14 protein-coding genes are annotated in these 15483 nt (G+C 51.6%); 10 read left to right on the top strand and 4 right to left on the bottom strand.

All coding sequences use genetic code 11. The features are described from left to right. The first annotated feature begins 5 nt into the window (after positions 1–5). Complete coding sequence (locus ACP7IZ_RS00130; RefSeq protein ID WP_426847369.1) at positions 6–878, top strand: PhzF family phenazine biosynthesis protein; 873 nt, start codon at positions 6–8, stop codon at positions 876–878. Between the two features lie 27 nt (positions 879–905). On the opposite strand, the gene ACP7IZ_RS00125 is transcribed toward ACP7IZ_RS00130, so the two are convergent. Both ACP7IZ_RS00125 and ACP7IZ_RS00120 read right to left on the bottom strand, forming a co-directional pair. After that, positions 906–2276: an amidohydrolase family protein gene (locus ACP7IZ_RS00125; RefSeq protein WP_426847368.1), complete on the bottom strand. Its 1371-nt coding sequence runs from the start codon at positions 2274–2276 to the stop codon at positions 906–908. After that, positions 2273–3286 carry an ABC transporter substrate-binding protein gene (locus ACP7IZ_RS00120; protein WP_006115339.1) on the bottom strand — a complete coding sequence of 338 codons (1014 nt, stop codon included), beginning with the start codon at positions 3284–3286 and terminating at the stop codon, positions 2273–2275. The genes ACP7IZ_RS00125 and ACP7IZ_RS00120 overlap by 4 nt, the downstream gene beginning before the upstream one ends. A gap of 148 nt (positions 3287–3434) precedes the next feature. Here ACP7IZ_RS00120 and ACP7IZ_RS00115 point away from each other — a divergent pair, with 148 nt between their 5' ends. From ACP7IZ_RS00115 to ACP7IZ_RS00100, 4 genes are all read left to right on the top strand, one after another. After that, the gene (locus ACP7IZ_RS00115; protein WP_426847366.1) at positions 3435–3965 is read left to right on the top strand and encodes a DUF2165 family protein; all 531 of its coding nucleotides are present in this window, start codon (positions 3435–3437) and stop codon (positions 3963–3965) included. Between the two features lie 36 nt (positions 3966–4001). Further along, a complete protein-coding gene (locus tag ACP7IZ_RS00110; RefSeq protein WP_426847365.1) occupies positions 4002–4793 on the top strand; it encodes an ABC transporter ATP-binding protein in 792 nt (263 codons plus the stop codon). A 3-nt stretch (positions 4794–4796) separates the two neighbouring features. Further along, positions 4797–5564 carry an ABC transporter permease gene (locus tag ACP7IZ_RS00105; protein WP_426847364.1) on the top strand — a complete coding sequence of 256 codons (768 nt, stop codon included), beginning with the start codon at positions 4797–4799 and terminating at the stop codon, positions 5562–5564. Positions 5565–5799: 235 nt separating this feature from the next. Continuing rightward, positions 5800–6810, top strand: coding sequence for an isopenicillin N synthase family dioxygenase (locus tag ACP7IZ_RS00100; RefSeq protein ID WP_426847363.1), 1011 nt, complete (start codon positions 5800–5802; stop codon positions 6808–6810). A gap of 20 nt (positions 6811–6830) precedes the next feature. Here the strand turns inward: ACP7IZ_RS00100 and ACP7IZ_RS00095 are convergent, their stop codons facing one another. Next, entirely contained in the window at positions 6831–8201 is a 1371-nt protein-coding gene (locus ACP7IZ_RS00095) for an 8-oxoguanine deaminase (RefSeq protein WP_426847362.1), read from the bottom strand. A gap of 65 nt (positions 8202–8266) precedes the next feature. After that, positions 8267–10606 carry a TonB-dependent receptor gene (locus ACP7IZ_RS00090; protein WP_426847361.1) on the bottom strand — a complete coding sequence of 780 codons (2340 nt, stop codon included), beginning with the start codon at positions 10604–10606 and terminating at the stop codon, positions 8267–8269. Between the two features lie 330 nt (positions 10607–10936). On the opposite strand from ACP7IZ_RS00090, the gene ACP7IZ_RS00085 reads away from it, so the two are divergent. From ACP7IZ_RS00085 to ACP7IZ_RS00065, 5 genes are read left to right on the top strand one after another with little or no spacing between them, the layout of a single operon-like run. Beyond that, positions 10937–12262, top strand: a complete 1326-nt coding sequence (locus tag ACP7IZ_RS00085; RefSeq protein ID WP_426847360.1) for an allantoate amidohydrolase — start codon at positions 10937–10939, stop codon at positions 12260–12262. Positions 12263–12264: 2 nt separating this feature from the next. Next, on the top strand, positions 12265–13506 hold the full coding sequence (locus tag ACP7IZ_RS00080; RefSeq protein ID WP_426847359.1) for a pyridoxal-phosphate-dependent aminotransferase family protein: 1242 nt from the start codon (positions 12265–12267) through the stop codon (positions 13504–13506). A gap of 17 nt (positions 13507–13523) precedes the next feature. After that, entirely contained in the window at positions 13524–13928 is a 405-nt protein-coding gene (gene hpxZ / locus ACP7IZ_RS00075) for an oxalurate catabolism protein HpxZ (RefSeq protein ID WP_035351335.1), read from the top strand. Between the two features lie 12 nt (positions 13929–13940). Then, positions 13941–14129, top strand: a complete 189-nt coding sequence (locus tag ACP7IZ_RS00070) for a DUF4089 domain-containing protein (RefSeq protein WP_426847358.1) — start codon at positions 13941–13943, stop codon at positions 14127–14129. Beyond that, entirely contained in the window at positions 14126–15481 is a 1356-nt protein-coding gene (locus ACP7IZ_RS00065) for an AtzE family amidohydrolase (protein ID WP_426847357.1), read from the top strand. Before ACP7IZ_RS00070 ends, ACP7IZ_RS00065 begins: the two co-directional genes overlap by 4 nt. Positions 15482–15483: the final 2 nt, after the last annotated feature.

Here is a 15483-nt window from a genome sequence, read left to right as displayed (position 1 = left end):
GCATCATGAAACGTGCGTTTAAAGTTGTAGATGTTTTTACAAAAACGCCTCTTCTGGGTAATCCGGTAGCCGTTGTGCTGGATGCAGATGGGCTGGATACAAAAACCATGCAGGCCATTGCAGGTTGGACAAATTTGTCTGAAACCACGTTTCTATTACCACCTCAAAACCCGCAGGCCGATTACCAGTTACGCATATTTACCCCACGGCATGAGCTCCCATTTGCCGGTCACCCAACTCTTGGCAGTGCTCATGCCGTGCTGGAAGCCGGGCGCGCTGCGCCACGCAATGGTGTGTTGGTGCAGGAATGTGGTGTTGGGCTTGTAAAGCTGGCTGTGGATGGGGATGGCGTAAACAGAACACTCTCTTTTGCCGTGCCTCCAGCAAAGCTTACCCCATTAAACCCAGCCCAGATTGAAAGGTTGGAGGGTATTTTGGGCGCTACAGTTGAGCGTAAAATTACCCCCATGATTGTGGATATGGGCGTGGTCTGGATTGTTGCGCAACTTTCCAGCGCAGCTAAAGTGCAGGCCTTGCGCCCAGATTTTGCACGTTCCGTGGCGTTTGAGCACAGCCTTGGCGCTACCGGAATTACGGTTTTTGGGCCGCATACAACAGGCGATGCCCAAATAGAAGTGCGGTCTTTTGCCTGTTCTCAAGGTGTGCAGGAAGACCCGGTATGTGGCAGCGGAAACGGAAGTGTAGCCATATTTCGCCAAGCACATGGGCTGCTGCCTAAAAGACATAGCGCCTATATCGCCACGCAAGGGCATTGCCTTGGGCGATCTGGCCGCATTGCGGTGCACATTGCCCCTGATGGTCAAATAGCAATTGGCGGCCAGTGCGTGACAACAGTGGATGGCGTTTTACAAAACTAACGGAAACTGTTTTGAAGCACCTTCCCTTTATACAGACACAGCCTCTGCCAGACGTTTTACAACGTGGCGTGAATGCTGCATGAGTTCTGGCAGATCAACACTTTTTACGACACCATCATACACCACGGGTTTACCCGCTTTCAGCACGTGCCGAACACATGCTGCCCCGGAAGCAACGGGTGCAATAAGCGGATCTGCCAACCCAGCATGACGCGGGTGATTGATATCGTGCACAACCAGATCTGCCACCATACCTTCCGCCACGGCTCCTATATCTGGTAGCCCCAGAATACGGGCACCCTCGTAAGAACTCCAGCGCACCACATCTTCGCACCGAATAGCATCTGCGCCCTGCACGAAGCGATGCAAAAGCCACGCGGTATGCATTTCTGCCCCCATATCGCAGGCCTCGTTTGAAGCCGCGCCGTCAACCGCCAGAGAAACACGCCCCCCAGCCTGTTCCAAAGCCGGTGCTGGCGCAATGCCAGAACCCAGCCGCCCGTTGCTTTGCGGGCAATGGGCCATGCCTGTTTGAGTTTGGGCCAGAAGCGCTATTTCGCTGGCATCAAGGTGCACCAAATGGGCAAACCAGACATCCGGGCCTAGCCAGCCATGCTCCCCTACAAACTGAACGGGGCGCATGCCGTACACTTCGTTGCAGTATTTAACGTAATTTTCTGTTTCAGAAAGATGGGTATGCAGGCCAATGCCCATGCTACGTGCGCCTTCCGCCAGTGCACGTAGCTCATCCGGTGTTACGCCCCATGTGGGGGTGTTGGGCGCTATGGCAATGCGTCTGCTGCTATCTGGTGCCGGATCATGATAACGGCTGACCAGATCACTCACGCGCTTGAGCATTTCATCCAGCGTTTCTGTGGGGGCTGGAACAATTTCATCCGTATCAAACTTGCGGGTTCGGGTGGTGCCTCCACGCGCCAGAACCAGCCGCATCCCCAGTTTTTCCGCTGTTTCAAACAGCACAGCGGCAGGATCATACTGATAGCTGCGGGCAAACAGATAATGATGATCCACTACCGTCGTGCAGCCGGAGAGAAGAAGCTCTACCATACCAACCTGAGCAGCAGTTTGCAGCGTATCTTCATCCAGATAACGCCAATACGTATTGGGTACCAGGCGCAGCCATTTTTCAAGTGGCGCATTAATGGCTGATGGAATGCCCTTCAACATGCTTTGGAACAAATGATGGTGGGTGGAAACCAAGCCCGGGGTAATCACCCCACCCTTTGCATCCAGCACCGTATCTTCTGCCTGTTCGGGAATATGCCCAATGCTGACAATGCGCCCCGCCCGTATGCGGATATCTCCTGTGCGCCGTTCCTGTGGCCCTTTCAGGCCAGTGAGAATGCCGGATGCGTTGCGTATAACCAGATCATTCATGCGGGCATTACCTTGGCGAGATCTGTGAATTTGCTTGTAAAGGCGGATTGCCAGTTTACGGTTTTATCCAGCAGATCATTATCCACCATAAATTGATACGTTGCCTGCCAGCGGGCTTCTGTCATGCAGCCTAGCCCTAATGTTTTTGTATCTCCACCTTCCACAACATTGGCTTTGGCCATGGCGTTATGGCCAAACATGATCTGGCCTTCTGTCATGCGTGGGTTGGCTTTGCGTATCAGGGCATTGCCGGGTTCTGGGTCTTGCATATAATCCTGCCACCCTAAGAGAGAGGCATGCACGAAGGCTTGCGTGGTGGCATCATTTTTGTCTGCAAATTCGTGCGTGGTCAGCACGGGTGTGCCGTATGGTGGGTAGCCCAGATCTGCAAATGGAAAGAATTTTACAGGCACATTGCGCTGCTGGGCCTCGTAGGGTTCGGACGATGCGTAGGCTTGCACAGCCATTTCCGGGTCCAGAAAAAATGGTTGCAGGTTAAAGGTGTAAGGCTTTGCCTGTGCTGGGCTATAGCCAAACTTCTTGCACAGCCACCCCCAGTAGGATGCATGGGCGGGGCTGGAAATGAGAATGGGATGATTACGTAGCTGGGCTAGATCTGTAATGTTATCGTGCGTCATCAACCCTTGCAGATCATGCTGGAAAGAGGACATGACAGTCAGCAACGGCATGCCGCCCTGTATGCCGCGTAGGGTTTGAAAATCATAACCTGTTACAAAATCTGCGCGGCCTGCGGCCAGTATTTGCATGGTATTTACCTGCGGGCCGCCCATATCTATTTGTACATCCAGCCCTTTTTGCGCATAAAACCCCTTGGCCAGCGCCTGATAAAATCCGCCTACTTCTGCCTGCGCAAACCATGATAGCAGCAGCCTGACCGGCGTTGCGGCATGCGCACGTTTAAACGGCGTAAATGCAGCAACAGACGATGCCGCAGCAGCTGAAAGCAATGTTCGACGTGTAAGAGACATTCCGAGTTCCTGCACTGGCACGATCTGTTTATTTCGTATCCGGTATGTTCATACAGAACGTACGCATTTGGGAAGCTGTAAAATAGAGCACGCGCCATTGCTTTTTTTGTAATGATTTCCCCCTTGATCTTCGCAGGATTGAATGGCCTAAACTGCATAAATCATTTCTATGCAGGAATGTTATATGTTGCGCCTGTCCGCTTTTTCTTCCCCGGTTGTTCTTTCTCGTCTGGCTAAAACTGCCATGGTGGGGGCATTGGGTACGTTTGGCCTGATTGTCGCGCTGAATAACGTGACTGATTACAACTCCAATTTTCAGTTTGTGCGTCATGTTTTAAGCATGGACACAACTTTCCGTGGGAACAGTCTGATGTGGCGCGCCATATCCCAGCCTGCTCTGTGGCACCTGTTTTACGGCCTGATTATTCTGGGGGAAGCTGCAACGGGTCTGCTTTTTGCCATTGCAGCTTGCCAGATGGGTGCGCGCCTTCTGGCCCCGCAAGATACGTTTAGAGCAGCAAAAAAGTTTGTGCCCGCTGCCACCGCTCTGGGGTTTCTGATCTGGTTTTTTGGCTTTTCTGTTGTGGGTGCCGAGTGGTTTCTCATGTGGCAATCACAGGCATGGAACGGCCAGCAACCTGCATTCCGCTTTTTTATCACTATGCTGGCTGTGTGCATTTACGTGCAGCAGCCCGAATAATCTTTTGCCTTTTCTTCTGCAAAGTTTGGATAGATCATGCAAGAAACCGTTATCAGCATTCAGTCTGCTGAAAAAACCTTTCCAAACGGTGTTCAGGGGCTGGCACCTATTACCTTGGATATTCATCCCAAAGAACGTATCGGCCTGATTGGCCCTTCTGGTTGCGGTAAAAGCACGTTGCTAAAGCTGATTGCCAATTTACATCAACCTTCCTCTGGGCATTTGAAGTGGTGGAACAAAGGGTTTGCAGAAGTAGGCAAGGAAAACCGGCGGCTGTCCTTCGTGTTTCAGGAGCCTACCCTCATGCCGTGGAGCACAGTACGCAAAAACGTGCGTTTGCCGCTGGATCTGGAAGGTATCTCTCCCGCAGTATCAGAACCACGGGTGCAGCATGCGCTGGAAATTGTTGGCTTGGCCCATGCGGCAGATCGCTTTCCCGCCCAGCTTTCAGGCGGGATGAAGATGCGTGTCTCCATTGCGCGGGCATTGGTCACGCGCCCTAACCTGCTTTTAATGGATGAACCCTTTGGCGCTTTGGATGAACTCACCCGCAATCGGCTGGATGAAGACATGGCCACATTATGCGCCAAGGATGACCTTACCCTGTTGTTTGTAACGCATTCTTTGTATGAGGCCGCTTTTCTTTCTACCCGTGTTATGGTTATGGCGGCGCATCCGGGGCGTATATTTGCCGAATATAAAATTGATCCTGCCATCCCCAGAAATGAGGATTTTCGCTTAAGCGATACATTTGCCACGATCTGCCAGGATCTCAGCAAACTGCTTATCGAAGCCTCTCATTCCTCCCTTCTTGCAGAGGTGGCTTAGCCTATGCCCGCCCGCCTGATATCCATTTTTGCGCCTCTTGCTGTTGGCATTCTGTTTCTGCTGTTATGGCAGGGTGTCTGTTATTTTTGGCACATTCCGCCTTACCTTATGCCCGCGCCATCTGATATCGCACACTCTCTGGCCAGCAATATTGGCACCTTGTGCCATGCGTTGTACAGCACGCTTACGGTAACATTGGCGGCGCTTTTGGTTTCTGTGGTTTTAGGTGTTTTGGTTGCCTTTGTGCTGGTGCAACATCCGCTGATCGAACGCAGCCTGATGCCCTATGTGGTGCTCATGCAGGTAACGCCTGTGGTAGCCCTTGCCCCGTTGATTATCATTTTAGTGAAAACAACGTTGCTGGCTCTTGTTATCTGCGCCACGTTGATTGCCATTTTCCCTATTATTTCCAACACCTTGCAGGGTCTTAAAAGTGTTGATCCGGGGCTGGCGGCGTTTTTCCGTATGCATAAAGCCTCGCGCCTTAAAACGCTTTTGCGCCTGCAAATACCCAGCGCTTTGCCCATGTTTATGGCGGGCTTGCAAATTTCTAGCGGTTTGGCCCTTGTTGGCGCTGTAGTGGCAGAGTTTGTGGCTGGCACAGGTGGGAACAGCGCTGGCTTGGCCTACGAAATTTTGCAGGCTGGTTTTCAGATGGATATTCCGCGTATGTTTGCTGCGCTGTTCATGATCACCCTTACGGGTCTTGCGCTCTATATGGCTACCAGCAGCATCAAAAAACTGGTGTTATATAATCGCGTTCAGCATTGAAAATTGGCCTTGTTACCTGCGTAATTTTGTTGACTATTCGAAATATATTCATCTATACTACAAAAAGTGAGTAGAAGCGGTCGGAATAGAAATATTCTGGGCATTGCTCCACCATGTTGGCCTTATTCAGCATGGGGGAAGCTTTGGCCGCTAGATACTATGCTTTCCCACATGCTGGTTAGTGCCAACTGCTACGCCCCACGGGCCAGTTTGCAATTTGTGTGTGAGAAACGCCATGACCCTAAACACCAAAACCACTCCAAATTACTCTATGGAGGAGCTTAAGCGCGAGGCGACTATTGGCAGTATGGGCACAACCTCTGCCCGCTCTATTCCAGTGATTAATTTTTCAGATTACGAGAACAGGCGTAGTCAGATTGCGGATGATCTGTGGAATGCTGCTACAAAAGATGGTTTTTTTCAGGTTATCAATCACGGTATTTCGTTGGAAGATATTGATAAGGCCTTTGCAGAAGCAAAAAGATTTTTTGCTCTTCCCATGTCAGAAAAAGAGGTTTTCAAAAAGAAACCAACCGTGAATGCTGGCTGGGAATATTGCTCTCAGGTGCGGCCTTCCACCGGTACGCCAGATAACAAGGAATCTTACCAGATTACTTTGCCGGAAATGGATAATCTGTGGCCTGATGAACAAGTTCTTCCCGGATTTCAGGCAAAACTTCTGCAATTTGAGGAAGATAACTGGCAACTTGCCATGAAAATACTTTCCTGTTTTGCAGAAAAACTTGGGTTTAAAACAGATTTTTTTGCAGAGTGCTGTAAAAGATCTTCTCCGGGGTATCAGTGTACCTTACGTCTTATCCATTACATGAGCATGGAAAACGCCAAACCGGAAGATTTCAAGCAATGGCGCGCCGGTGCCCATTCAGACTTCGACTGTCTCACGCTTTTGCATCTGCGAGAAGGTGAAGGCGGCTTGCAGCTTTGCCCAGGCAACGAAATTTCATCCAATGCGTGGACAGAAGTTACACCCGTAGCAGGTGCCGTTACCTGTAATATTGGCGATATGCTGATGCGTTGGAGCGATGATAAGCTTAAGTCCACCCTCCACCGTGTGCGTATGCCGCAACCGGGTGAATATCTTGGCCCACGTTTGTCTGTTCCATTTTTCTGCCAGGCAAACCGGGAGGCTGTGATTGAAGGGCCAGAAGGTAAATATCCCCCCATCACAGCGGAAGACTACATTTATCAGCGCTTACATGCCAATTTTGTGCAAAAACACAAGTAAAGGATAAATATGGGGGAAGTTTAACTTCCCTCATACAGTTTTTGTGCCAGCCGGTTATGCTGTTCTATTACGGCATGCACATCCAGCTTTGTGAAATGTCCGTCCTGTATCAGCACCTTGCCATTAACCATGCTAAAGGCAACGGAAGATGGTGTGCAAAACACCAAAGCAGCTACCGGGTCACTTAATGCACCAGTGTATTCCAGCTTGCGCATATCAAATGCAATAATATCGGCTGCTTTTCCCACCGCTAATTGGCCAATATCTGTGCGGCCCAGAACTTTGGCCCCTCCGCGCGTGGCTAAAGCCAACACATCACGCGCTTTAAGCATGATGGCCTGTTCATCCTGCGCAGATAACAGGCGAGAAACCAGCATAGCTTGCCGGGCTTCTGCCAGAATGCTCGCACCATCATTAGAGGCAGACCCATCAACCCCTAGTCCTACCGGAACACCATGCTGTTGCATGGTCCAAACAGGGGCAATGCCAGATGCCAAACGCATGTTAGAACATGGGCAATGGGCTATTCCCGTGCCCGTTTGGCCAAATCGGACCATGCCTGCGGTGTCTAGTTTAACGCAATGGGCATGCCATACATCGGCCCCAACCCAGCCAACATCTTCTGCATATTCTGCTGGTGTTTGGCCAAAGCGTTCCTTGCTGTAAGCTACATCATGCTCATTTTCGGCCAGATGTGTGTGCAGCCGGGTGCCTGTGGTGCGGGCCAGTTCTGCCATATCACGCATAAGCTCCGGGCTGACAGAAAAAGGCGAGCACGGCGCACCTCCTACAGTTAGCATCGCCAGAGGCTCTGGGTCATGGTACGTTTCAATCACGCGCAACGTATCACGCAGAATATCGGCTTCTTTTTCTACCAAAATATCTGGTGGTAGCCCCCCTGCGCTTTCTCCAACACTCATGCTGCCACGGCAGGCATGAAAGCGCATGCCCATTTCAAGCCCAGCCTCAATTTCATCATCAAGGCGGCATCCATTAGGGAAAAGGTAGAGATGATCACTGGTTGTGGTGCAGCCAGACATCAACAGTTCTGCCATAGCCGTGCGGGTGGAGGCTTTTACCATTTCTGGCGTTAAGCGTGCCCAAATGGGGTAAAGTGTTTGCAGCCACTGGAAAAGCGATGCGTCCTGAGCCTGCGGAATAACCCGCGTTAAGGACTGATACATGTGGTGGTGCGTGTTCACCATGCCGGGCATCACCACATGGCCAGACATATCCAGCACGTCATCTGCTGGGGGATGTGGGTCTTCCATACCACCAAGGGCGACAATCTGCCGCCCTTCTATCGCGATCCACCCGTTTTTCAACTCTTGCCTGGCATCATCCATTGTGACGAGGCAGAGGGCATTTTTCAGCAAGTATCGACGTGACATGGTAAAAACACCTAGCCCCTCCCTTTGTAGTAAAGAGAGGGGCGTTAAGTTTGTTCAGGACGGTATTAGAAAGAGGTAGAAATTGTGCCTGTCATGGAGAAACGTGGTTCCACCATAAAGGTATTGCCGTAACCAGTATATGCTGCGGAGCTACCGCTATAAACCGTGCCGGAATCATGCTTGCTGTAAACAGCGCCCATGGCACCTGTGCGCACAATAGAGCCCGTAAGGTTGGTGAAGTTCAACCGGAATGTGGGAGACTTCACAAAGCCAAATGGCTTGAAGTGATACCCAACCGTCAGGCTGTTGGTCACGTAACCCGGTATTCTCTGATCCCCGGCAACGCTCACGGATTGCGGGCCGGTGTAATGTACGGAACCATTGGCAAAGAAGCCTTTATACTTATAGGTCAAACCAAAGTTAGCCATAACCCGTGGCGCCATAATGGCCTGCGTGCCCTTGGAATGCAGCATGATGTTCTGGTACGGATCGAACACGTTGCTATCCTGCGTGGCGTGCAGATACTCCACAGAAGCATAGGGGCTGAAACCGTGGATTTCACGCCCGGCAATCATGAAGTCCAGCCCGCGCATGGTCTGACTGCCGATGGAGAACGGCCGGTAGTTGTTCATGCCCAAATACTGGTCAACCACACGGTTGGTAACGTTGTAGTTGAAGAATGACAGATCCATCATCATGTAGCGGTTGTGGTAGCGATACCCCAGTTCTTCCTTGATGGAATACTGGTTTTTCAGGATAGGCACATCTGTGTACAGCCAGCCCATATCGTTTTCTGTCGGCTGGCGGTAATCCCCTTCCGCATTCACATAGATCTGGTTCTGATCGTTAATATTGTAGCTGATGGAAAGCTGCGGCAATGGCGCCGTGCTGTTGCGCCCCTGGCTTCCGTAGTAATCCTTGTTCCATGCGTTGGACATAACAAACTTGAAGCCGCCGTTAATCAGCAGTTTGTCGTGCAGATACTTGGCTGTATCCTGAATGAACAGCGAATGGATTTCATACCCAGCAACCTGCCGATCGCCTTTATCAATACGATACTGAGACCAGTTCGGGCTGGGGGCACCGCCAGCAGGCATAGCAAAACTGGTAGGATAGCTACGGTCTGACTGGCTGTTGTTATACCAGTAACCGAAGGTCAGGTGGTTGTGCCTGTCAATATCGTAGCTGAGGGATGCCGTAGCCCCCACTACCCGGTCACCATGTTCCTGAAAGTAACCGATTGTGTTCTGCATATCACCCGCAGCATTCGCTTCCGCGCCATTGGGTTTGGCGCTCCAGCCCTGCCCGTAGGTGAGGTATGGGTGCAGATCAAACGAGAGCTTGTCTGTAATAACGGTGTGGATTGGCGCACTCAGGAAAATCTGGTTCCAGTGGTCAGCATTGTTCTTCCAATAGTTTGCATTCCCCGGATGGGATGAACGATCCCAGCCCTGCCCCGTGTGCTTATACAGCATGAACTGATCTTCTGTAGGGTAGTTATCAATGGTCCAGTCAGCCGAGTTCCATGAGATAAACAGGTTGGCGTTGGAACCGTTTTCCCAATCCTTGCGTGCGCCAAAATCAATATGCTTACGCTCGTTAATGCCAGAGCCCATCCAGCTACGTGCATGCGTGTTGGAGAAGGAAAAGTAGCCTCGGATACCGCTATTGCCGATATCACCGGAATCAAGGCGAATAAATTCGCGCGAGAGATTGTTGGTGCCGTAGGAAAAATCCGTCATACCGCCAAATTTATGTGACGCGACATGGGATTTGGAGTTCATTACCCCACCAGCGGCAGACATAACCGGCAGATCACGCGCGGCACTGCCCGGGGTGATGCTAACTTCATCCACGTTTTCTGAATCAATAATTTCTGCCAGATATTTTGCCTGCCCGGCAGAAATGCCATCTACCATAATGGCCATATCACGGTCTGTCAGGCCGCGTGTCTGCACCTGTCCGCCCTGCATGCCCGATGTATCTGGCGTGGTAACGTTCACGCTTGGCAGGTTTTTAACCAGATCCAGCGCGGTGGAAACGGGGCTGCGCATATCAATATATTCTTTGGTGACTGTCTGCACCGCATGAGGGGCTGTTTCAAGCCGCATCATGCCGCCACCGCCATTGCGCTTGCGGCGTGTGGAACCCACCGAGATTTCTTCTGCCCCATGCGCCTCAATTGCTTTTGTGGAGCGTGGGCGTGCATGTGCCGCAGAAGGCGTTGAAGATGCCCGTGTAAGCTGGGATGATTTTTTGGCTGCCGTAGCCGTTTGTGCCTGAGCCGTAGAAAGGCTGGCGCAAAATCCAACAGCACTGACAAGGCAGGACAATGTTGCAAGATGTTGGCGGTATGTCAGTCGGGACAAAACTGGGCGGGACGGCGCAATAATCCGAAAGGACATGAGAAAATTCCTCAGCAGGGAAGCTTAACAACGATGCAGAAACAGGAGGTCAGTTTATTCAAATTGACCTGTGTAGAAGCCGTAATTTGAAAATCGGCAGAGATCTTTGAGTAAGCTTCCGACATGAGATTAAGGCTCCGGGCAGCGGGCGGATAAAACGATACGATATCGATATATATAGGCATATAAGCGATCGCACAAAAACAAAAAAAGCATTTTCTTGTTGCCGTTTTAAGAGCGCTATCTGATCTGAATTTGGCAATGCAACATTGCTTTTTTTGCTTTTGAGAGAACAGAAAAAACCTGCGTATAATTTGTTTCGCCCTTGATATGGCGCAAGAAGTAACGTTTTTTATTGACCTCCTAACCCTAGAGGCCTGCATGCAAATCCTGCCCAATGTTCCATGTGTTGCAGATGCGTCCGGGAAAAGGGCAGTACAACGGTGTGACTTTTTAGGTCACATTCCTTTTTCAGATACATCAGAGGGCTTGTTCCGCTCCTATCTTTCCCCTGCCTATATGGCCAGCGTAAAGCAGGTGCGCACATGGATGGAAGAAGCCGGTATGCACTGCCGGATAGATGCCGCAGGTAATCTGATTGGCCGCTATGAGGCCCTTACCCCCAACGCTCCTGCCCTGCTTATTGGTTCTCATCTTGATAGTGTCAAAAACGCAGGCAAGTATGATGGCACATTAGGCGTTATTCTGGGCATAGAGGCTGTTGCCAGCTTTCATGCACAACAAAAGCGCTTTTCCTTCGCCATAGAAATTATTGGGTTTGGAGATGAAGAAGGCTCGCGCTTTCCGGTTTCCATGCTGACATCCCGCGCTGTGGCGGGCTCTTTAGACACGTTGCCAGACGTGCAGGATACTCAAGGCACCAGCATCCAGCAGGCACTTCAGGAAAGAGGGCTAGACCCCGCATGCTATCTGGAAGCCGCTTATAAGCCTTCTCAGGTTCTCGCGTATTTTGAAGCGCATATAGAACAAGGCCCTGTTCTGGAAAGTACGGGCCATGCGGTAGGCTTGGTAACATCTATTGCCGCGCAATATCGGTTTAAGATGACAATGAAAGGCATGGCCGGGCATGCAGGCACATTGCCCATGCATTTGCGCCAAGATGCTCTGGCCGCAGCCGCAGAAGCGATTTGCTGTATAGAAAAGATTGCGCAATCCGGCCCGAATGATCTGGTGGCAACCGTAGGGCAGATGAGCGTAAAGCCAGGTGCCCCCAATATTGTACCCGGCTGGGTGGAATTTAGTATTGATGTGCGGGCTGGCACGGAAGATGTGCGCAACAAAGCCGCAGAAACACTCACTCATGCTTTGCAGGGAATCAGCCAAAAACGCGGCGTGGAGATGCAACTTGCCCTCCAGCATGATCTTTCCGCCACGCAGTGTAACCCGCAGCTTAGCAACATTCTTGCCGCATCCATCCAGACAGTAACGGGCCAACCGGCTTATCCACTTGTAAGCGGTGCTGGGCATGATGCCATGATTATGGCGGCACTGGCCCCTGTATGTATGCTGTTTATCCGCTGTGAAAAAGGCATAAGCCACAACCCAGCCGAAGCTGTGCAGGATCAGGATGTAGAAACAGCTTTACGTGTCATGTGCGATTTCATCCAGAATATTCCATCAGAAAAAGCCATCTAACCATGGAGCAAACCCGTATGATTCCACCAATGTTTAAGCAGATAGATCCGCCCCAACGGTTTCTGATGGGCCCCGGCCCTATTAATGCGCATCCTCGTGTTTTGCGTGCCATGTCTGCCGATATGCTGGGGCAGTTTGACCCGGAAATGACAGAATACATGAATGAAACCATGGCGCTGTACCGCCAGGTATTCATGACACAGAACCAATGGACGTTTCTGGTAGATGGTACGGCCCGCGCCGGTATTGAGGCGGCTCTTGTTTCCTTGGTGGAACCGGGTGCAAAAATTCTTATTGTGCGTGCCGGACGCTTTGGCTTGCTGCTTTCCGAAATTGCCGAACGGGTTGGAGCAGAAATCTGCACGCTGGATCTGCCATGGGGTGAAGTAGCCTCGCTGGCGCAAATAGAAGCGGCATTGCAGGAACATCAGCCACAGGTTCTGGCCTGTATTCATGGTGATACCTCCACCACAATGGCGCAGCCTTTGGATGGTGTTGGAGCATTGTGCAAAAAATACAATGTTCTTTCTTATGCCGATGTAACGGCCACGCTGGGTGGCGTGCCTGTTTGCACGGATCGGTGGGGGATTGATGTGGTATCTGGCGGCTTGCAGAAATGTATGGGTGGGCCGCCGGGTTCTGCCCCCATTACTATTTCGGACCGGGCTGCTGAACATATTATGGCCCGCCGACATGTAGAGGCGGGTATCCGCAATGCAAGCCTTACGGATGGGCAGCGGCCGCGTATTCCATCCAATTACTTCGATCTGGCTATGGTGATGGATTACTGGTCTGAAAAGCGGCTGAACCACCATACCGAAGCAACCACCATGTTATATGGCGCCAGAGAGGCCGCTTGTATTGTGTTGGAAGAAGGGCTGGAAAACCGTTTTGCCCGCCACAAAATGGCCAGCACGGCACTTATTGCAGGCCTACGTGCCATGGGTCTAACCATTTTTGGTGATGATGCCCACCGTATGGCCAACGTAACGGGGGTATGGATTCCGGCCAGCGTGGATGGAGATAAAGTCCGACTGCGTATGCGTGAGGATTTTGGCATTGAAATTGGCACGGCTTTTGGCCCGCTAACTGGCAAAATCTGGCGTATTGGCACCATGGGTTACAATGCCGTTAAACACAAAGTGCTGCTGACATTGGGCGCATTGGAAGCAGCTTTGGCCGCCGAAGGGTTTAAGCCACCGCGCGGGGCTGCTGTGGATGCCGCCCTAGCATCTTGGCCGTAACCAGTGGGGGACGCGTAATGGAACTGAATAATCCAGAAACACTCCGGCAGGTTGAAGCATGTTCAGACCGTTACGAACGTGCTCTGGCCGAAAATGATGTGAAAGTTCTGGATGATCTGTTCTGGAATGGCCCGGAAGTGGTGCGCTACGGCGTGGGAGAAAACCTGTATGGAGCGGAAGAAATAGCAGCTTTTCGCCGCTCCAGAAAAGGAGGCAGCCCCCCGCGCCGTAACCTGCGGCGCACCATTACCGCTATTGGCACTGAAAGCGCTGTTGTCAGTCTGGAATTTCAGCGTGAAGGCTCAGACCGCACCGGTCGGCAAATGCAAACATGGATCCGGACAGACAATGGATGGAAAATTCTGGCAGCACATGTCTCGCTCATGGCAGCTCGCCCAGAAACCGAAAGCCCTGCTTTATAAGGAAATAGGCCCATGACCGCCCCTTCCTCTAATCAGGAAAATCTTGTTCGCGCACGCGCTACAGCCATAGGGCTTGATCTTTCCCCCACATGCCTACCGGGAGTGATAAGCAATTCCGCCCTTTTGGCGCACTATGCCAAACTGGTTGAACAGCACACTCTGCCCGATACGTGTGAACCAGCATACGAGTACATTCCATGACCCATTTTTCCAGCGCGCTTGCCATTGCGGAGGCTATTCGCTCTGGTAAAAAAAGTGCAGTTTCCACTATCCAGGAAACATTAAATACGTTGCGTACACAGGATAACGATATCCGATGTGTGACGCATATTTTTGCAGATGAGGCTTTGCAGCAGGCTCGTAAAATAGATGCCATGCGGCAGGCGGGCCAAACCTTGCCCCCTTTGGCAGGGGTACCGTTTGGCGTAAAAGATTTGTTTGATATTGCAGGCCATGTCACTACGGCGGGCTCTATTGTGTTGCGCAATACACCACCTGCGCAAAAAGATGCCGCCATTGTGCAGCGGCTTAAAGCTGCAGGGGCTATTCCCGTGGCAACATTGAACATGGATGAATTTGCCTACGGGTTTGCAACCGTAAACGCCCATTATGGCACCACCCATAACCCGCATGATCTGGCCCGTATGGCTGGCGGGTCTTCCGGTGGGTCTGCCGCGGCTGTTGCTGCGGGTTTTCTGCCTTTTGCCCTTGGGTCTGATACCAACGGGTCTATTCGTATTCCGGCATCATTATGCGGTGTATGGGGGATAAAGCCCACTTTTGGCCGCCTACCCCGTGCGGGTGCCTATCCGTTTTCTGCCAGTTTGGATGTGGTGGGCAGTTTTGCATCCTCTCTGGATGATCTGATCACAACATTTTACGTGATGGATGGCAGCACTCCAGCGCCAGAACCAGCCGTAGATACGCTTCGGGTTTCCAGGTTGGGAGGATGGTTTGCATCCAATCTGTCTCCTGCCCTTGTGGCTGCGCTGGACCGTGTTTGCGCCAGCCTGAAAAATTCTAGCACTGTTGAGTTGCCGGAAGTAGCAAGCGCACGTGCGGCATCTTTTTTGATAACAGCGGCGGAAGGTGGAAACCTGCATCTGCCGCGCCTGCGCAAACAGGCAGAAGAGTATGATCCCGCTACGCGAGACCGCTTGATTGCAGGGGCCTTGTTGCCATCATCCACTTATTTGCAGGCACAGCGGTTTAGAAACTGGTTTCGGCAGAAAATCCACGAGATATTCCAGAAAACAGATGTTCTCATAGCGCCAACGGTTATGGGAGAAGCCCCTTTGCTGGATGAGCCAACCATTATGGTGGATGGCAAACCCGTGTCTGCCCGGGCCAATCTAGGCTTGTTTACGCAGCCCTTAAGCCTGCCGGGCTTGCCTGTGTTGTGTTTGCCGTTGAAAAATACAGGCTCTTTGCCACTTGGTTTACAGCTTGTTGCTGCTCCGGGGCAGGAAGCCGCGCTGTTTAGTGTTGCGCGGGCGTTGAAGAAAAGCGGCTTGGCAGGATGCGTGCCCCTGCCAGAAAAGGAAATGGCCTGAAC

Origin of the sequence: Acetobacter sp. AAB5, assembly GCF_050106715.1 — a bacterium.
Taxonomy (GTDB): Bacteria; Pseudomonadota; Alphaproteobacteria; order Acetobacterales; family Acetobacteraceae; genus Acetobacter; species Acetobacter oryzifermentans.
This window is presented reverse-complemented; position numbering and strand designations above follow the sequence as displayed.